The sequence below is a fragment of the Capnocytophaga gingivalis genome (genome assembly GCF_002302415.1).
Classification (GTDB): domain Bacteria; phylum Bacteroidota; class Bacteroidia; order Flavobacteriales; family Flavobacteriaceae; genus Capnocytophaga; species Capnocytophaga gingivalis.
This window is the reverse complement of record NZ_CP022386.1, coordinates 2,030,679-2,049,170: the sequence shown is the minus strand read 5'-3', so window position 1 is coordinate 2,049,170 and position 18,492 is coordinate 2,030,679. Positions and strand designations below refer to the sequence as shown.

Annotated in this window: 17 protein-coding genes and 1 tRNA gene; all 18 read right to left on the bottom strand. The window is 38.8% G+C overall.

All coding sequences use genetic code 11. The features are described from left to right. Positions 1–14: 14 nt before the first annotated feature. Positions 15–1,565: a hypothetical protein gene (locus CGC50_RS09740; protein WP_095910676.1), complete on the bottom strand. Its 1,551-nt coding sequence runs from the start codon at positions 1,563–1,565 to the stop codon at positions 15–17. Between the two features lie 31 nt (positions 1,566–1,596). Beyond that, positions 1,597–1,926 carry a hypothetical protein gene (locus tag CGC50_RS09735; RefSeq protein WP_095910675.1) on the bottom strand — a complete coding sequence of 110 codons (330 nt, stop codon included), beginning with the start codon at positions 1,924–1,926 and terminating at the stop codon, positions 1,597–1,599. Positions 1,927–1,930: 4 nt separating this feature from the next. Further along, on the bottom strand, positions 1,931–2,422 hold the full coding sequence (locus tag CGC50_RS09730; RefSeq protein ID WP_095910674.1) for a hypothetical protein: 492 nt from the start codon (positions 2,420–2,422) through the stop codon (positions 1,931–1,933). Positions 2,423–2,435: 13 nt separating this feature from the next. Further along, positions 2,436–3,092, bottom strand: coding sequence for a transmembrane-type terpene cyclase (locus CGC50_RS09725; protein ID WP_095910673.1), 657 nt, complete (start codon positions 3,090–3,092; stop codon positions 2,436–2,438). Between the two features lie 110 nt (positions 3,093–3,202). Then, positions 3,203–3,403, bottom strand: coding sequence for a helix-turn-helix transcriptional regulator (locus CGC50_RS09720; protein WP_198541604.1), 201 nt, complete (start codon positions 3,401–3,403; stop codon positions 3,203–3,205). Between the two features lie 129 nt (positions 3,404–3,532). Then, entirely contained in the window at positions 3,533–4,684 is a 1,152-nt protein-coding gene (locus CGC50_RS09715; RefSeq protein WP_095910672.1) for a hypothetical protein, read from the bottom strand. A gap of 3 nt (positions 4,685–4,687) precedes the next feature. Then, a complete protein-coding gene (locus CGC50_RS09710) occupies positions 4,688–5,971 on the bottom strand; it encodes a PHB depolymerase family esterase (RefSeq protein WP_095910671.1) in 1,284 nt (427 codons plus the stop codon). 39 nt (positions 5,972–6,010) lie between these two features. Further along, complete coding sequence (locus CGC50_RS09705; RefSeq protein ID WP_095910670.1) at positions 6,011–7,105, bottom strand: glycoside hydrolase family 6 protein; 1,095 nt, start codon at positions 7,103–7,105, stop codon at positions 6,011–6,013. Positions 7,106–7,128: 23 nt separating this feature from the next. Continuing rightward, complete coding sequence (locus CGC50_RS09700; protein WP_095911343.1) at positions 7,129–7,833, bottom strand: slipin family protein; 705 nt, start codon at positions 7,831–7,833, stop codon at positions 7,129–7,131. Positions 7,834–8,084: 251 nt separating this feature from the next. Continuing rightward, positions 8,085–8,282 (bottom strand): hypothetical protein, encoded by a 198-nt coding sequence (locus CGC50_RS14110; protein WP_232781100.1) that lies wholly within the window; start codon positions 8,280–8,282, stop codon positions 8,085–8,087. 169 nt (positions 8,283–8,451) lie between these two features. Beyond that, complete coding sequence (locus tag CGC50_RS14270) at positions 8,452–8,574, bottom strand: hypothetical protein (RefSeq protein WP_262482325.1); 123 nt, start codon at positions 8,572–8,574, stop codon at positions 8,452–8,454. Between the two features lie 41 nt (positions 8,575–8,615). Next, positions 8,616–8,921 (bottom strand): hypothetical protein, encoded by a 306-nt coding sequence (locus CGC50_RS09690; RefSeq protein WP_095910669.1) that lies wholly within the window; start codon positions 8,919–8,921, stop codon positions 8,616–8,618. Positions 8,922–9,089: 168 nt separating this feature from the next. Continuing rightward, positions 9,090–10,139, bottom strand: a complete 1,050-nt coding sequence (locus CGC50_RS09685; protein WP_095910668.1) for a serine/threonine-protein kinase — start codon at positions 10,137–10,139, stop codon at positions 9,090–9,092. 4 nt (positions 10,140–10,143) lie between these two features. Further along, positions 10,144–10,608: a hypothetical protein gene (locus tag CGC50_RS09680; RefSeq protein WP_095910667.1), complete on the bottom strand. Its 465-nt coding sequence runs from the start codon at positions 10,606–10,608 to the stop codon at positions 10,144–10,146. A 74-nt stretch (positions 10,609–10,682) separates the two neighbouring features. Then, positions 10,683–13,535, bottom strand: coding sequence for a carbamoyl-phosphate synthase large subunit (gene carB / locus CGC50_RS09675; protein ID WP_095910666.1), 2,853 nt, complete (start codon positions 13,533–13,535; stop codon positions 10,683–10,685). A 415-nt stretch (positions 13,536–13,950) separates the two neighbouring features. Next, positions 13,951–14,838, bottom strand: coding sequence for a hypothetical protein (locus tag CGC50_RS09670; protein WP_095910665.1), 888 nt, complete (start codon positions 14,836–14,838; stop codon positions 13,951–13,953). Between the two features lie 16 nt (positions 14,839–14,854). Continuing rightward, positions 14,855–14,931 (bottom strand) — tRNA-Gly (locus CGC50_RS09665). 159 nt (positions 14,932–15,090) lie between these two features. Then, a complete protein-coding gene (locus CGC50_RS09660) occupies positions 15,091–18,393 on the bottom strand; it encodes a glycosyltransferase family 117 protein (protein ID WP_095910664.1) in 3,303 nt (1,100 codons plus the stop codon). Positions 18,394–18,492: the final 99 nt, after the last annotated feature.

Here is an 18,492-nt window from a genome sequence, read left to right as displayed (position 1 = left end):
AAAGGTATTTCCCTTTATCGACACTCAGGAAGCCTCGCCTGTTGTAGCTTCTTTTTTCTCTCCATGTATATATAGCGGTAACTCCTATCCTTATCTTTGAAATAGTAATAGGTAGGTGCCTTTTTGTATGAGAGGTATAAGTTCATATCCATAGTGGCACGAACAAAGCTAAGACTTTGGTAGTCGGTAGTGTTCCTGATACAATACCGACCTAAGACAAGCCAATCCTTAGTTACATACCCCACTCCGATATCTCTCAAGGGGGAGGTAAAAGGTAGCTCTTGAGTGATTTTAATAGGGCAAATGGGGAGATGTTCATTCTCTTTTATCTCTAACCGTCCGACATAATAGAAAACCATTTTGCCATCTATAAGAATAAATTCCTGACCTGTGGTGTGATACCTTTCATTAGCTAAGAGTATCTTCTCTTGCAGCGGACTGGTTTTTATAGGGAAAAACCGATTTTTATAAATTGTGTAAAAGGAAAGCCCATCATAGTAAAAGGGATCTTCAGCTAAGTAGGAATCTTTAGGCGCCTTGATAATACGTAATTGCTTAGGGTTCTTTACCGCTGAGGGGTCTATGGGGCGGTAATAATCATCGTCTCTGTCTCTATTGCGATAATGAGAATAGTCTCGGTAGTACATTCCCTCTTTTTGGAGCAAATCCAGTGATTTCTCATAGGTTATATCTTCTCTGGGAACAATCTGGGGTCCTCCATCAAAATGCTCACAAAACCACAAGCGTCCTTCGTGAAAGTCCCAAAAAGCACTCCTGTAGTATGTCTTCTGTCCATAGAGAACAAGGATTCCTTCAGTGAATTTCTGGGTGAATCCTTTGCAAGTGAATCGCTCTGTATAGTCCCATAGCCAAGGGCTATCATGCTTAGTTATATAGAAAGTATCTTCGTCGTATAAGTAATCATAAGAGCCATAACCTCCCACTACCCAACATACCTTTGGGGCGTCCAATCCCGCTACAACCTCGATACTGCTCTCATCACTATACTGCTCTTCTCGGTACACATATACTTTATGGGCATCCTTCAGAAGGGTTTTTCTCTCAGAAGATTGCAGAACAACCACCTCTTGGGTAGGAAAATCGGTGAGGGCTTCCTTGGTAATCTTGACAGATTTATGATCTTCTGATGAAAGCTTATAATCCAAACGATACCAAGCTCCTTGGGTAAAATATACGTGTCCTCCCTCAAGCACCTCTTTTACCTCTCGAGTAGGAAGTAGAGGGATTACTTTGGCTTCTTTGACATTGTTGTATTCCCGAATATAATAGTAATAATCGTCATTGGCAACGATGAGCCAGCTCTCATCATTGGTTATCATACGTACATTATGAGAACTAATAGGGAGCAGTGTTTTACGACAAGAAAAAGAAGTAACCCCATCTCCCGCAGTATATCGGGTGATCAGGTATACCTTTTCTCCTTCTACCTCTACAGAGGTTTCCCAAAAGATAGAAGAACTTTTTGCTCTTATCTCAGAGGGCTTCCCGTATCCCCACCCACTGATAAGGGTGCTAAGAAAATATATAAAATAAAAGAGTTTCATAATGTATTCATTTTCAATCTATTTCCTTCTTTTATTCACCCCCTTGAAAGTATTCATAAGCACTCAATTCCAATTCTCCACAATCGGAAATAAGATTACCATCTTCATCGTATATTTTGTAAGTCTGCTGGGTGTTGCCTATGGAGCATTCGCCATCTAAGCCTAATAGAATGCTGTAAAACACATCATTCAACAGCCTATCCATCACTTCCTTAAGTTGGTCTGTTTGAATCTCTGTGAGTCCCATTTCTTTTATTTTGATATTCACGGTGTTGGGGTATTGGGAAGACTGTTCAAAGCTTGACTTTAAAAACTTTAGTTTTTCAAGGTAAAAATTCTTTACAAATTCGTCTGAGGTCATAGAGTTATTTTTTTAAAATAATTCCTTTCTTCAAGGCTGCAATATACTGCTTGTGTATACCTGTAAATTGCTCAGGAGCTAGTTTTTGGATGGCGTAGAGCAACTTGCGGTGAAAAGAATAATGATGGTTGTACTCCATATAAGGCAGGAAGAGATTGAAAGCTTTCTGTAAAGTGGCAACATTTGAGGCATTACCATAAGATTCAATTATATCCACAAGATCTTCATGACTGTGATGCCAATCTTCCAAAAGCAAGGTTTCGTACTGAGACAACAGCTTTTTATCCTCACCCAATGCTCCTGCAAGAATGATAGCACTCTCTATACGACTTGCATTTTTATGGGTAATGGCATCATTTAGATAAGCTTTGAGCAGATCTATAAGAGTCGTGCCTTCAAGCAGTGGTTCTATATAATAAGGCAGGTCATACGCCTGCATTTCCTCTTCTATAAGTCGATCAGTAAGGGCGTCAAGTTCGCTAAAGTTATATGACATATTAAGAAAGATTTTAAGAGGTTTCAATTATACGGGATTTTGTATTCCTTTTTATAAGTAATAGAGTAATATACACTATATCTAACACAAAAATTATCAATCCTATGTATAATAAAAAGGTATTAGCTCCTCCAAGACGTTCACTACCTATCATTCCAAATAATATAGTGGGAGCTAATGTACCTATACATTTGGATATGCCTATAAGTATAGACTGGGAAGAAATTCTATTATTGTCTAATGCCCAACCAATAAATAGTATAGACATTAATAGATTTTGTAAAAAGGCAGAATAACTACTTCCCATTATTAAACCAAATTCTCTGATAAAGGCATATTGTACTACAAATGAAATAAACAATATCACAATTCCATTCAAATAAAAGTATTTTTGGACAACTATAGGGCAGTATAATTTTCCATATTTAAAATAAGTAATGAGTATAAAGGCATCACAAAATAACCATACAATATTAGCAATCATTTGGTCATTGATTCCAATTTCTTGATAACCAATTATAGTGCAAAGCAATTCCCAAGCAAAGTTTAAAGCTAATGCCCAAAAAGGAATAGCATAAGTTTTATTTCTAAAACCTATTCGGATAGCATCTACATAGACCACTGTCCAACAAATACCACTAAGGGCTACTAAAAATAATGTTATATTCATGATGAAGTTATTCAAAACGTTAAAGAATGAGTAATAATATTGTATTGAAAATCAGAAAGAAAACTACGCTCAATCCACTGTTGCCAAGTAGGTAATGCTTACTACTTGTTTCATTCCTCAATAATACTTACGACCCCTACTTCGGCACCGAAGAGAGCCAATACTTGATTTACTTTATCCAAACGCAAGGTTTTTTTACCCTGCTCCAATTCGCGTACGAAGCGCAACCCAACGCCCGCTCGCATTGCCAACTCAGGCTGTGTAAGGCGTAACTGCTTACGCCTTTCCTTTACAAAAGAAGCGATATTCATAATTAACAAATCAGATTATACCTTTTCGGGTGCAAAGATAGATAAAATAATTAAATATACACCCTTTCGGGTGCAAAATAGTATTATTCTTTTAAATATATACCCTATAGGGTACATATTTCTTGTTAATCAAAATTCTCTCGCCTGGTCAAACCACTGCGTTATTTTCTCTTCCTCAATAGCAAAAGGCGCTACTTCTGCTAGCTGACATACAGCTTCATAAGTATCCTCTCGCTCAGTGGTTTCTATATTGGGCAACCCGTTGATAACTGCGATAAGCCCCTCTAATAGGCTCCTAACTTCTTTTTCGTCTTTAGCTTTTTTTATGGCTTTTAGGGTTTCCTTGTAGGCTTTCATTGCCTCTCTACCGTTCTTGCCTTCCCACGAAGCAAAAGGAATGTTAAACTCTGTAGCAAACCAACTCTTAGGGTGCAAGTTAGAGACTGAAACATATTCACTCAACTCTCGCGTTTTCTCCAATTCTTTTAGTTCTTTTCTCAGTACCTTACCTCTTACCTCTTCCACATTCCAGAAAATACAATAGTTGAGGTCTGCCCAAGTACTCAAAGGGGGTAATCCAGTCATATCAGGGCAATAACGCACCTCAATACCGCTAAGGTTTAATTTACCCAAAGCCTCCATATTACACATATTTCCATCCAATCTCACTGTCTTGAGTTTTTTGAACTGTAACAAGCTCCCGCAGTCAAACGGTTGTCCCCCTACTGGTGTGCTTATATTAATAGTAGTAATGTCTTTTAGCGCTTCAAATTTAGGCAAGAACACAGGGGTATTATTCTTCTTTTCAGTACTGATATCAAACGAGATACTCTTCAAAGGAACTACCACTTCAAGCGTTATCTTATGCGGATTTCCTTCCAAACTAAGCCCCTTCAGCCACTTGTTACCGAGCTTAATATCAAGAGGGTAATCATTATTGTCTACTGATAAATATTCAATCTTTGCTTTAGAGAAATCTACTGTTGCAGGAGCCATTAGTGTCCAGTCAAAGCTCTCCATTTCGCGCTGTTCTGTCCATTTTATAAAGCGGGTGTCATTCCCCATATAGTCCATCACACGAGGCCAGTTGCCTCCTGCGGGTACTTTAAAATCGTTGAAAACTTCCCATTGTATAGGGGTGTCTGCCTCTACATAGGCATCTGCTTTCTCTCCCGAGGTCTTAGGAGCTATAGTAAAGCGTCCTTGTCCTGGGGTAATATTCACTTTATGACTGTCCTTTCCTGTGAGGGACAGCGTAAATTTTCCGTAAGTTTTTGGCATCTTTTACTTATTTAAATTTTTAATTTTCCCTTTGATCTTAACGGGCGCTTGCTCTCTATCTACGTGATAGTCAGCCACACGAGAGGTACGTATATATACCCTTCTCCCTATAAGCTCTGCTTCTATCTTAGCGGTCTTTTCTGGTTGTTTTAGTAGCAGATAGGGATATCCAGCATTAAAATTCCCTTTTAGAGTAAGCGGTGTTCCTTCACGCAACACACTTATCTGAGTAGGGTCGCCTGCTTTTTTCTTAGCCATATACAGCATTGGCGACATGGGAGAGGTGATACTATCACGCTCCAAGGAGAGAAGTATATCTCCTTGTTTTACTCCTAAGCGCTTGGCTGTTACTGTATCATTTTTGAATCCAGCCACTTTGAGTCCCTTTCCCTGATAAGTATAATCATACTTGAGCCCCAAGTCGGCCTTATTGTTCTCTATACGTACCTTGGGATAAGGAACATGCCAAGAAGCCGGCGCTTGATCCAGCGAAAGAGCAGAGAGCCGCAACCAACCTATACTATTGATTTTGCTAATATTAGCTGTTTCCCATACAATATGTGTCAGTGGCTTGCGTGTATTCTCCTTGATAAAAGTCACCAAGGAGGTCTGCTCTTCTGGTAAATAGCTCAAAAAATGATTCCCTTTGGGAGTTCTAAAGACTATATGAGGGTTATCCCTCTTAAGAAAATCCACCGCAGGAATTATCTGATCCAAAGGATAGAGTATATCCTCAGTCGTATTAAGTATATACAAGGGCTTCTGATTCATATTACAGGGGAAAAGCGCTTCTTCGCCCAACATACTGGCTACCTTTAAGCTCCCATTCATTGCGATAAAACCTGCAAAGGGCTCAGGCTGGGTCATAGAAAAATAATATACCCCTGATCCTCCATCGGAAAAACCAGAGAGAAAAACCTTGTTCGGATCAATCGCATATTGTTTTTTCACCTGAGCAATTTCGTCCATAACCATCTGCTGCCCGACATGATCAAACCAAGTAGCCCCCTGCTGTCCAAAGGGAAAAAGCACATAACAACCCGCAGCATTGGCCAATGACAAGAGCGGTGATTTCTGTACATACTCCTCGGGGTGCGCCTTGAGTTCAGGTGAGGAAATGGCTCCATGTAAAAAAACAAGTAATGGCTTAGGCGCCTTGCTCTCCCCCTGAGGAGAGTAGACTACATAGGGACGTACTTTCCCATCAGCACAAGTGTAATCAAAGGTCTTGACAGACTGTGCTTGTAACCCTATACAGAAGAATAGGGAACATATCCATCGGAACATAGTTATTTGTAATTAGTTGTTTTTGCGTTTTTTACAAGTCTATTTAAGGCTTTCAGGTACCTCAAGAATCTCTATACTTTTTACCCTTATGGCATTTTCTACCAAGTGCTTGGTGTACTCTGGATAAGGCTTTCCTGCAGCTGGGGCTCCCATATTACATTCTCCATCAGAGCCTCCTCCTCCGTTAATCCACAGATAGGCATCGGCATGAGCACCCGTAGTTCTGGAGGTACTACGAGGACCTAAAGCGGCATTGAAATTGTTACATGAGTTGTAGGGAGCATTGGCATTCTGATGCTGAGGTCGGTTGATACCACTACGCCCTGTATCTATCACATAGTACTTGTCCTTGAAGCCTTTGGAGGCTAAGTAAGCGACAAACTTCTCCGCTCCTTCCTGTTCCTCAAGAGTGCCCCCTAAACCTGATACATTTAGAGCAAAACCACGCATATATTGTAAGCCTCCGTCTATAATCGCTTGGGCAATCGCTTCGGGGTGATTTGTCGTCAGTACCGAATTTCCTGCATGGATATAAGTGGCTACATTGGGATTGTTTTTCTGTAAGGTTTGCCCCACATAGGAGAGCAATTCTGCACGTTCGTTATAAGCCGGAGTACCTCTCTTATGTCCACAATAGTTGATGGCATCAGGCTCTACGATCACCACAGCACGACGCTGACCGATAATAGCACTCACACGGTCTATCCAAGCCTTATAGGAAGCGGCGGAAGGGTGTCCTCCCTTAGAGAAAGAGCCACAATCACGGTTAGGAATCCCATAAAGCACGACAATAGGGGTCTTCTGTACCCTCTCTGCGCCCTCTACAAAATTTTTCAGCCAACCCTCATTCTTTGCTGCATTGGGACTTACCCCATCATACCAGCCTCCACAGGGGGTGCCATATACTTGATAATAGAGTTTTTTAAGTTCCGCATTGTGTTCGTTCTTTACCACATTGAGGCGGGAAGGCTCCAAGTAGAAATCCCTGTCATAAGCGCTGGGCTTTTGAGTAGGAGCAGGTGGAGTAACCACCGGTGGAGTAGGTGTCTGTGTAGTGGAGTCATTGTTGTCTCCTGATTTCTCGCAGGCTACCACAAGCCCTAGAAAAGCTACAAAAAATAGTGATTTATACATACATTTAGGTTTTAGTTGTTTCTTTATATTTTTGTCATAGGTACTTCCCCTATCACAAAGGTATGTTTGCCCTTGTCGGCTATCTTGGTGATCGTTTCCAGATATTGCAAAAACTTAATATTTTCATCTCCTTTTACCAGTTCGGAAGCATTCTTAAGAGCTCGAGCGGTGGCTACTGCTGTACGCGCATTTTCGAGTTCGGAGGTAGCACGTATTTTGCTTTCCAGTACACGTGAGAAAAGATCTTGTACACTCTTAGGGAAAGTGATGTCTATTAGCTGTGCTTTTATGATCTTAAGTCCCAAAGCCGCTACTTCATTACAGAAAGCCTCCTCTTTGAAATCAGTGATTTCTTCTCGGCATTCGTTTAGCTTTTCACTAGTGAAAGCGGCTATCCTCTGGCGTAATAGTACCTGTGCTATGGCTACCATTTGTTGTTCGGCTAAGGCGAAATTATCCGCTTCTACCCCAAAATTGTCTACAAACAACTTAGCATTGTCCAGTTTGTAGGCTATATAAAAGGAAAAGCGCAAAGCAATATTATCAGCCGTTAATACCTCCTGATTGACCACCCTTGTACTTCTGAGCTTCTGTGATAGGGATAGGATATGTACTTTCTCCCACGGACTGAACTTATAGATGCCCGCAGTAAGTTCTTGCTGAAAAACATTCTTTTTGAATAAGAGCCCCACACAACCAGGAGCTACCTCTAATTCTTTGTAAAACATACAGATACAATTAGCAATTAGTAAAATTGAGAAAGAGAAGACCTCTAAACAGAGGGAAAACTCGATTGATCCTCTCAAAAAGCGAGAGGCGGTATCCTCAGCTTTGCAAACTTTGTTTAGAGTGAGCCACAGCTCTGTCTTGTCTTTCTTCCCAATAATGAATAAAATGGAGTCATTCCCCTTTATTACTCCGCAATACCTTATTATGAGGGGAAGACAATTTTTATATAATAAGTGACGGTTTGTTGTTTCTAAATCTCCTCCCATAGGATAAAGAAATTCATATACAGTTCTTTAGCAGATAGGTTAGGATACAGATAACGAATGAACTTTTTAGTAAGTTTTCCTTCGCTCATTCCTGCAAAGATAAGTTCATCTTCTCTATACATTGTTAGTTGCTTGGTCTCTGTTGAAAAATGCAAGGTAAGCACTTCATTGCCATTTTGCATAGAAAAGGAAACTACTTACTACATCAATCACCCAAGGATATTCTTCTTTATAAACTGTTTTATCTTTCAATATTTTAAGCAATCGCTTTCCTTTAGATAGAGGCAGCCTCTTCCTTTTCTCAGTAATACGTTCTTCTTCAGGAGCACCAGCCCACAAAGTTTCTTTTGTCTAGCCCGTACGATGTATGACCACAATACTATCTATTTTGCCCTGATAGAGCTTGCTAAAATCCATTGCTTCAGGATATTGTGCTAATGCGAGACAAGGGAGGAATAAGAATAAACGGGGCATAGGCTTTATGGTAGGTGATTCTTTGTTATATGAACTTTCTTTTATCTTCTAAGAGATCTGACTAACTTATGTTTATGATAGCTATGATCTATAAACACTTCAACAATATCTTCATTCTTAGTAATTTCTAATGTATTATTTTCAAGTGTATAAATATAACTATCAATAGGATAAATCTCCTCATCAATAGTTACATTAAAATCTTCATCTATTGTAACCATAACATTATTTAAACTGCAACTATTATTATAGCGACACTTAGCTTTAAACTCTGTTGAAAACTCTAATCCTTCTGACTCTAAAAAGTCTTTTAAATGTTGTTTGTTTTTGTTGATATCTACATTCATATTTATCTATTATTAGGTGAATGAAAGCATTACTTTTTTATTATTTTTAAGTATTCTCCTTCTCTTATTATTTTTATATTTTCGTCATTTAAGTCATTTTTAGGTAAAATAGTTTTTTGAATAGTGTTCTCCACTCTCTTCAAACCTTTTTTATTATATTTTATAGTCCTATTTTTCATAACTCTTAAAGACTCCCTTAATTTTAGAAGAAATATCTTTTTCATTAAGGTTTTTAAAGGTACTCTTTTTTTCTTTTGTTTCTATTCCAGTGATATTATTAATTTTTGTTGTATCAATACTAATTGCTTTAGGATTGTCATCATTTATAACTATTTTATATGTATGATTTCCTTTATTGCATAGCCATTCTTTTTCAGAATATACCCAATCTAAATTCTCATCAACACCTCCTAAGTCATTCATTAACTCTAACACATTATTATATCTCTTAGAAATATCTATATCTATAGCTTTATTAACTATTTTTTGTAATTTTATAGGTATATGAGCTAAATAATCTTTTCTATTAGGGAATTTACCTGATATAACATCATTCTTGAAGCTTTCTATATTATTATTATACTTAGATAATTGATTTTCAAAATGTTTTTCACCATTCAATAATCTATATAATGTTATACCTGATAAATATATATCATAATGTAATGTTTTTTTTGTACTTTGAAAAGCTTCTGGAGCTATTTGTTTTTCGTAAAGAAAAGTAGGATTGGCTAAACCAAAATCATTCATTGCCTTTGCTAAACCAAAATCAGACAATAAAGCTTCATTACTATCTGAAATCATAATATTATCTGGTTTTATATCAAAATGAATCAAACCTTTAGAATGAATATGATGTAGTCCTGATAGAAATTGTATAGAATAGCGTATAATTTCTCTAATAGATAAATTCCTATTTGTAATAAGACTCTTAAGAGAACCATTTTTATAATATGGCATCGCTATATAGATATAATCATCGTCAGAGCAAGCATAACTAACCTTGACAACATTATTATGGGAAGATAAATAGAGTTTTTTTGATTCTTCATAATATTCATTGCTATTAGTAAATTTTGTCTTTTCAATTCTTTTTATTACTATTTCTGCATCTAATTGTTTGTCATGAGCTAAAAAAACTTGTGAATTTTTTCCTTCCTGTCCTATTTCTCTTATTATATCAAAATTTAATTCTGCTGTTTGTAATCCTATAGACATAATTCTAAATTTCTAAGGCACTAATTGCCGACATTATACTTTCTCTTTCTTCTTTTTTATATTTATCCCAATTTTCTATATCTAAAAAAGTAAGTTTGTTATCTACATATTTCTTAAAATCATCTCTTTTTATATTAAGTTTTGAGCTAATACTAGATACTTGTCCTATATAGTATCTTTCTATAGTAGAACTTGCAAATAATTCCTGAATAACTCCCTCTATATAAGTTCTTTTAATATCTTTTGTTTGAGCGATAGATTCTGTTACTCTAACACAAGCATTTGTAATTTGAAATTCATTTATAATATCAGAAAGAGTATCTCTCAAAAATTTTAATTGTTCAGGTAATTCTATAGCTTTAGGAATATTTATCCTATCTATTATTTCTATTTCTATTTCATTTTCTTTTCCTTGAACTATTGAATAGTATAGTTCGTTTGGTGTTGCTCTAATCCCTATTGAATTCATTTTTATTCTCTTTTTGATTGCAAATATACAACTAAAAAACAAAAGAGCAAGCTCTCGCCTGCTCTTTTAGTTTTTTATTTTGAAAGATACATCTTCCTTCTCGTATAAATATCGTAGAAAGCATCGTCCTTGAGGCTATCTATAAACAAGATACTTTCGCCGGTAGATTTCATTTCAGGACCGAGTTTCTTATCTACGTTCGGGAATTTGTTGAACGAGAACACAGGTTGCTTGATAGCAAAGCCCTCTAAGTGCGGATTGAAATGGAAGTCAGAGAGTTTTTTCTCACCAAGCATTACCTTGGTAGCATAGTTTACATACGGCTCTTGGTAGGCCTTGGAAATAAATGGTACGGTACGCGAAGCACGTGGATTGGCCTCGATAATATACACTACATCATCTTTTACGGCAAACTGCACATTGATAAGCCCTACCGTGTTCAGTGCTAAGGCTATTTTATGCGTATGGTCTTTGATCTGTTGGATCACAAACTCACCCAAGTTGAACGGTGGTAAGGTCGCGTTACTATCGCCTGAGTGGATACCACAAGGCTCTATATGTTCCATAATACCAATGATATACACATTTTCGCCATCGCATATCGCATCGGCTTCGGCTTCTATGGCGCCGTCCAAATAGTGGTCAAGTAAGAGTTTGTTATTAGGTATCTTACGCAAGAGATCTACCACATGGGCTTCCAACTCTTCTTTGTTGATAACAATCTTCATACCCTGTCCGCCCAATACATACGAAGGACGCACCAGTAGCGGGAAGTCAAGTTCATCGGCGAGTTTTAGTGCCTCATCAGCAGTTTCAGCTACACCAAAGCGTGGATAAGGTATATTATTCTCTTTCAGCAGGGTTGAAAAACTACCTCTATCTTCTGCTAAATCCAGTGAATGGAAGCTAGTACCTATGATCTTGATACCATATTTGTCTAATTTCTCGGCCAACTTCAGTGCTGTCTGTCCACCGAGCTGTACAATCACTCCTTCGGGCTTTTCGTGCTGAATGATATCATAGATATACTCCCAGAATACGGGCTCAAAATAGAGCTTATCAGCTGTATCAAAGTCTGTGGAAACAGTCTCAGGGTTACAGTTTATCATTATAGTTTCATAACCACATTCTTTAGCCGCTAATACCCCGTGTACACAGCAGTAGTCAAACTCAATACCCTGTCCTATACGATTAGGTCCTGAACCGAGAACTACCACCTTTTTGCGATCGGTTACTATACTGTCGTTGGCTACATATTCCTTGCCGTCAGCGGTACGGATAGGCGCCTCAAAAGTAGAATAATAATAAGGAGTTTGTGCTTTGAACTCGGCAGCACAAGTATCCACCAATTTGAACACGCGGCGTATATTCAGCTCCTCACGCTTCTTATGTACCTCACTCTCCCAGCAACCAAGCATATAGGCAATTTGTCGGTCGGCAAACCCTTTTTGTTTGGCTTCAAAAAGGAGTTCTTTAGGTAGGGTGTCTATTTTGTAGCGGGATATTTCTTTTTCGAGTGCACATAGTTCTTCATATTGTTTGAGAAACCACATATCTATCTTAGTGATTTCATGAATACGGCTTAGCGGAATACCCATCTGTACGGCATCGTATATCACAAATACCCTATCCCAGCTGGGGTAAGTAAGTTTTTCTATGATTTGTTCGTAGTTCTTCTCACCCTTACCATCGGCTCCCAAACCATTACGCTTGATTTCGAGCGATTGGGTAGCTTTCTGTAATGCCTCTTGGAAAGAACGCCCTATGCCCATTACCTCCCCTACTGACTTCATTTGCAAGCCAATAGTACGGTCTGAGCCTTCGAACTTATCAAAGTTCCAACGCGGTATCTTCACAATCACATAGTCCAAGGTAGGCTCAAAGAAAGCAGAAGTGGATTTGGTGATTTGGTTTTGCAATTCATCCAGATGATAACCAATAGCGAGCTTAGTGGCAATCTTAGCAATAGGATAGCCTGTAGCCTTAGACGCCAAAGCTGAAGAACGCGATACACGTGGGTTGATTTCAATAGCGATAATATCTTCTTTTTCATCAGGAGATACGGCAAACTGCACGTTGCAACCACCAGCGAAATCACCTATGCTGCGCATCATCTTGATAGCCATATCGCGCATACGCTGGAAAGTGCGGTCAGATAGAGTCATTGCAGGGGCTACGGTAATAGAATCACCAGTGTGGATACCCATAGGATCCATATTTTCAATGGTACAGATGATCGCAACATTGTCGTTCTTGTCGCGCAAAAGTTCCAGCTCGTATTCCTTCCACCCCAAAAGGGCTTTATCAATAAGCACCTCGTGGATAGGCGAAGCTTCCAAACCGCGATTAAGCAGCATATCGAAATCTTCTTTCTTATAGACGATAGAAGCCCCTGTACCGCCCAAAGTAAAAGACGGACGTATTACAAGTGGGAAACCAAAGCGTTGGGCAATTTCTTTTCCCTTTAGGAAAGAAGTAGCCGTTTCGGACGGCGCCATAGGGATACCAATTTCATCGAGCAATACGCGGAACTTCTCGCGGTCTTCAGTGATTTGTATCGCATCGATATCTACCCCTATAATTTCTACCCCAAAGTCTTTCCAGATACCTTTTTCATCAGCCTCAATACAGAGGTTCAGAGCGGTTTGTCCGCCCATAGTAGGAAGTACCGCATCTATTTCGGGGTGAGCCTTGAGGATTTCTACCAATGATTTAGTAGTAAGGGGTTTGAGATAGACCACATCCGCCATAGAGGGGTCGGTCATAATCGTAGCGGGATTGGAGTTGATAAGGATGGTTTTGATACCATCTTCGCGCAAAGAGCGCAACGATTGTGAGCCTGAGTAGTCGAACTCACAGGCTTGTCCGATGATAATAGGTCCTGATCCGATGAGCAGAACACAATGTAGGTCGTTTCTTTTTGGCATTTTGTTAAGCGCTTTTATTTTTTTAATAACTTATCTAGTAACTTTTCAAAATCATTAGCTTTTTATCTATACTATCATAATATAGTTTCTTATAACTAAGCATTCTTACTTATTGATTTTTAAAAAAATAGCTACATTTTTCAAAAGAAAAATATAGCTATTGTATTAATAATAAAAAATATCGTTGCCCTGCGTATCTCTTGTGAGTACTGCTTAAGGAGGGAAAAGAGTGTGTTTGTGCAATAATGTTACTAAGTATATTCATTGGGTACTAATGATGGGGCAAAGATAGGAATTATTTTTGAGATAAAAGACCTACTTCCTTAAAAATCTTATTCACTATAATAGTAAGGTGTGTTAGCAGAGACTGTTAAAAACAACAAAAATAAGGAAAAGCATTTCATATACTGTAGTTTTACGGATAATACTCTATTTCTCTCTTTTCTATATCTTTTATACCCTGTGCTTTGATTGTATCAGAGGTATCCTCGTATTCTTCTGTTTTGAAGATTACATTTCCTTGCTTGTCAAGCGTGGTGTTGTACGTTGCTAAGCGGATAGGTGTCCCTTCCTGATTATATACCGTTTCTTGCTCTTTTCCATTATCATAGGTAAAAATAGATTTCTCAAATAATTCATTTTGCTCATACCTCTGTGTCTCTACAAGGAGCCCTTTTTTATAAATATCTATTTTCTCAATATCACCGTTTCTGTCATATTCAATATATTTTTTGAGACTCCCTGGCGTATCATACTCATATAATTTCATAAAAGATCGCTCTGACAGACCCATATCCGTTTCAGTTTCTTTTAATGCTTTCATATAAGCAAAATCATACTTTTTAACCAACAATCTCCCCTGACTATCATACTCATACAAATATTTATAGTTTCCATCTCCTTTACTCTCTTCGGATAGTAAGTTTCCTTTGTCATTGTAGACGTAATAGAGCGTGGCATTCCCAAAATCACTTTTCCATTCCTGTTTTACAGTATTATTAGGGAGATAAGTGAAAATAATTTCATCCCTTTCGCTGTATATTTTGGTTAGTTTGCCCTGCCGATTATAGGATAGTTTCTGGTGCAGGCCATTATCTATATGAGTGAGCAATCCTTGCTTGTTGAAATGCAAAGTCTCACTATAATACCCATTATAGTAATGGAGTGTTTTTATTTTCCCTTTCAAATTGTATTGGGATAGATAGGGCTTAATGCTGTGTGGATTATCTTGTCCATACACCTGATTCTCTGGAATATTAGAGGAACAACTATAGAACAATAGAGAAATAACTATACTTTTCAAAAGAAAAATATAATTACTAAGCAAAACGGGTTTCGAACCCGCAACCTCAACCTTGGGAGGGTTGCGCTCTACCAACTGAGCTATTTTCACTTGCCTTTTCATACTGCAAAGATACTAAATTATTTTTCAAATAGACTCCTTCTCTTCCCTAAAATCTCACATGTTACAGTACTAAAATGTGTAAAAAAAATAGCTATACTTTTACGAAGAAAAGCATAGCTATTGAGTATATTATCCAAAGTAAGTTACTACTTATTTTACGGTATCCTGAGATTGTGTACTATCAGGAGTTTGTGGGTTAGGGTCCTTAGGTTGCTTTTGTGCCTTGATATCCTCTTGAGAAAGAAGCCCAAAGGAAACTGCCTTATCCTGAAGGCGATCTATGTACTGTTCATATATTTTATACTGCTGGTCATAGAAAGACTTATCTTCAGCTAAAATCGGCAACATGGCATCATAGCGCCTTAGGTCTCGGCTTACATCCTCATACAGGTTGATAAAATCGCCTGCCGAAAGGGTGAGATAGTACTCTATATTCTCTTGGTATTTCTTGGCTACCTCAAGGAATAGCTTGCGGGCTTTTTCGTTTTCCTTCACCTGATAATATCCTGTGATAAAAGGTTCTACCGTGAAGTAATACCCGAAGTGGCTTACTGGAATACGCTTGGTTGCCAGATCAAGGATATCCTTTGCCTTCTGTATTTTCCCTTCATTGATAAGGGTTTCGGTAAGGCGAGCAAGGTTGCCACGGAAAACAATGCTATTGCGACGTGTCTCGGGATCGTGATAGATATTAGGATCATCCATATTGCCCCAATCCCAGCTCTTTACAATCTTATACATCAGGTCGGAGTCTATACGCCCCATATCATAAGGATTGTCCTTATCAATAGGGGTTCTGATAGGCACCAACTTATAAGCCAATCCGTCGAGCTGTAGGTAATCACGCATCCAAATATATTCGTCGTCACTATAGCTACCTCCAGTGAAGTAGATAGGGCGCTTCCAATCATTATTGGCAATAATATCAAGCATCATCAAGCGGTTTTTACCCATACCAAAAGGCAACTTGATATCGATGTAATCCACAATCTTATCAGCATCTTCGGGTTTTACGACACCACTCTTAAGAACATTTTCCTTATTGACAGGAATACGAATCCTATCGGTAGGATAGCTGGAATAAAACTGAGAAGGAGCTCCCTCACGCTCTATCTCCAGCTTGGTACTCGGATCATCACTGCTTACCCACTTCATAAAGTCCTTTATATTCCATATCTTATCGGTTTTCTGATCGAAATAGATCGCATCGCGTACGCCATAGGCATATTGGCTATGAACAAGCTGGGAAGGAATAGGATCACTAGTATAGGCCTTACACTTCATCTGGTCTATATACCAGTCGGTACCCAGAAGAGAGGTATTGATCACCCTGACATCGGTACGATAATGCTCCACTTCCTGCATATACCACATGCCAAAGGTATCATTGTCCCCTATGGAGAAAATCATAGCTCCATTGTCCTTGGAGACAGAATCCAAATAGCTCTTAGCCAAGGCGCGTGCTGTATAGCGGTTAGAGCGATCATGATCATCCCAATTCTCGGCAAGCATTCGAGCAGGTACCGCAAGGGTGCATACTCCAATTACTGCAGGTGCTAAGCCCTTGAACTTGAAAGAGAGTTTTTCCTCCAAAAATACATAAATAGCATATACTCCCATCCCTATCCAAATAGCAAAGGTAAAGAAAGAACCTACCAAGGCGTAATCTCTTTCTCGAGGTTCAAAAGGACGTTCGTTCAGGTATACTTTTAGTGCCAATCCTGTAAAGAGGAAGAGGGTAAAGGCGACCCACCACTGGCGCTTACTAGAAGATAACTGGAAGAACATCCCTACCAAGCCCAAGAGGAAAGGTAGGAAGAAATAAGTATTGCGACCTCGGTTGTCCCTTGCATCGGAAGGGAGGTGCTCTTGAGGATAGCCTGTATGCCAATCATCTATGAAAGAAATACCAGAAATCCAGTTGCCATGATTGTTATAGATCTTTCCTTGTATATCATCTTGGCGACCTACAAAGTTCCATAGCAGATAGCGTAAGTACATATAGTTGAACTGGTAGCTGAACATAAAAGAGAGGTTGTCCCAGAAGGATGGCTTCTCTACTATGATTCTGCCTTGTCCTCGGCGGAGGAGGTATGCATATTGTTCGTAATCCCCAGCGGCTAAGGTTCTCTGTAGGGCTTGATTGAGCTGCTGTGTCTGCTCATCATTTCGTTCGGGATTGATATGGTACTTTAGTGGAGAAGTGAGCATCATATAGTTAGCTGCATGTTCCGAGCTCCACATACGGGGCAACAAGCCCACATGCTCCGGATTGGGAGCATCCAAAGCATCCTTATATTCGTTGACGATAATATACTTATTCTTTTGGTAGTCTCTTTCATACTTAGGCTTTTCATCCATATAGTCATCACCCGTTGGCGCAAAAGCATCTGAGTACATAGGCCCTCTGAAAAGATAAGTCTTCTGGTATTGTTCCAAGTTGTAGTAAGCCAGTAACAAGCGCGCATCGGTGGGGCTGTTCTCATTGATGACAGTACCTGCATTGGCACGTATTGGGATCATCAGCCAAGAGGAAAAACCTACGAAAACAAAGAGCAGACAGAGAGTAGCGGTCTGTAAGAGACGCTTTTGGTGCTTCTGTGCTTGCCATAGTGTAAAAGTAAACAAAGCTATAATAGAGACTCCTGTAAAAATAGTTCCAGAGTTAAAAGGCATGCCCAGTTCATTGACAAAAAACACTTCTGTGTAACCGAACAACGCCAAAGTATAAGGAAGTATCAGCTTGAATATCAGTAGCAATATAGATATAGAAATCACATTGGCCAAGATAAAGTTCTTGATATTCTTCTCAAAATGAGATTTAAAAAAGTAGAGCATCCCGATGGCCGGAATAGTAAGCAGTGCCATAAAGTGTACTCCAAAAGAAAGTCCTACTACTAAAGCGATGAGTAGCAACCACTTATCCCCCCGAGGACTATCTAAGTTGTCTGTCCACTTAAGCCCTAACCAAAACATGGCTGACATGAAAAGCATTGCCATAGCATATACCTCCGTCTCGGTGGCATTGAACCAAAAGCTATCTGAGAAAGTATAGGCCAAAGCCCCCACTACCCCACTGCCATACAAGCCTATCACTTGAGAATTGGTAAGGGTCTCTTTGGAGGACAGAGCAATCTTCTTAGTAAAATTGACAATAATGAAATATAAAAATAATATGGTAAAGGCACTGGAGAATACCGAAATAAAGTTTACAAAAAGAGCTGTCTTCTCAGGTGAAGGAGAAAAAGAAGCAAAGAAAGCCCCTACCATCTGGAAAAAAGGTGCTCCAGGTGGGTGACCCACTTCGAGCTTAGCCGAGGTAGCTATATACTCTCCACAGTCCCAGAAACTTACAGTAGGCTCTACTGAGAGCCCATAGGTGAGTAAAGCAATGAGAAATACCCCCCATCCTGTAATGAGATTATACTTATGAAAGTCCTTTTGTAAATCCATTTTTTATCTTTTTAAAAAAACGGAGCGAAGTTACACATTTTTATTGTATCTACCTAATAAAATAAAGAGAAAAAAATTTTTTTTATTTTTTTAAGGCAA

Coding starts and splice junctions, on each gene's coding strand:
- CGC50_RS09740 (WP_095910676.1), bottom strand. CDS start 1,565: ATGAAACTCTTTTATTTTATATATTTTCTTAGCACCCTTATCAGTGGG.
- CGC50_RS09735 (WP_095910675.1), bottom strand. CDS start 1,926: ATGACCTCAGACGAATTTGTAAAGAATTTTTACCTTGAAAAACTAAAG.
- CGC50_RS09730 (WP_095910674.1), bottom strand. CDS start 2,422: ATGTCATATAACTTTAGCGAACTTGACGCCCTTACTGATCGACTTATA.
- CGC50_RS09725 (WP_095910673.1), bottom strand. CDS start 3,092: ATGAATATAACATTATTTTTAGTAGCCCTTAGTGGTATTTGTTGGACA.
- CGC50_RS09720 (WP_198541604.1), bottom strand. CDS start 3,403: ATGAATATCGCTTCTTTTGTAAAGGAAAGGCGTAAGCAGTTACGCCTT.
- CGC50_RS09715 (WP_095910672.1), bottom strand. CDS start 4,684: ATGCCAAAAACTTACGGAAAATTTACGCTGTCCCTCACAGGAAAGGAC.
- CGC50_RS09710 (WP_095910671.1), bottom strand. CDS start 5,971: ATGTTCCGATGGATATGTTCCCTATTCTTCTGTATAGGGTTACAAGCA.
- CGC50_RS09705 (WP_095910670.1), bottom strand. CDS start 7,105: ATGTATAAATCACTATTTTTTGTAGCTTTTCTAGGGCTTGTGGTAGCC.
- CGC50_RS09700 (WP_095911343.1), bottom strand. CDS start 7,833: ATGTTTTACAAAGAATTAGAGGTAGCTCCTGGTTGTGTGGGGCTCTTA.
- CGC50_RS14110 (WP_232781100.1), bottom strand. CDS start 8,282: ATGCAAAATGGCAATGAAGTGCTTACCTTGCATTTTTCAACAGAGACC.
- CGC50_RS14270 (WP_262482325.1), bottom strand. CDS start 8,574: ATGCCCCGTTTATTCTTATTCCTCCCTTGTCTCGCATTAGCACAATAT.
- CGC50_RS09690 (WP_095910669.1), bottom strand. CDS start 8,921: ATGAATGTAGATATCAACAAAAACAAACAACATTTAAAAGACTTTTTA.
- CGC50_RS09685 (WP_095910668.1), bottom strand. CDS start 10,139: ATGTCTATAGGATTACAAACAGCAGAATTAAATTTTGATATAATAAGA.
- CGC50_RS09680 (WP_095910667.1), bottom strand. CDS start 10,608: ATGAATTCAATAGGGATTAGAGCAACACCAAACGAACTATACTATTCA.
- carB (WP_095910666.1), bottom strand. CDS start 13,535: ATGCCAAAAAGAAACGACCTACATTGTGTTCTGCTCATCGGATCAGGA.
- CGC50_RS09660 (WP_095910664.1), bottom strand. CDS start 18,393: ATGGATTTACAAAAGGACTTTCATAAGTATAATCTCATTACAGGATGG.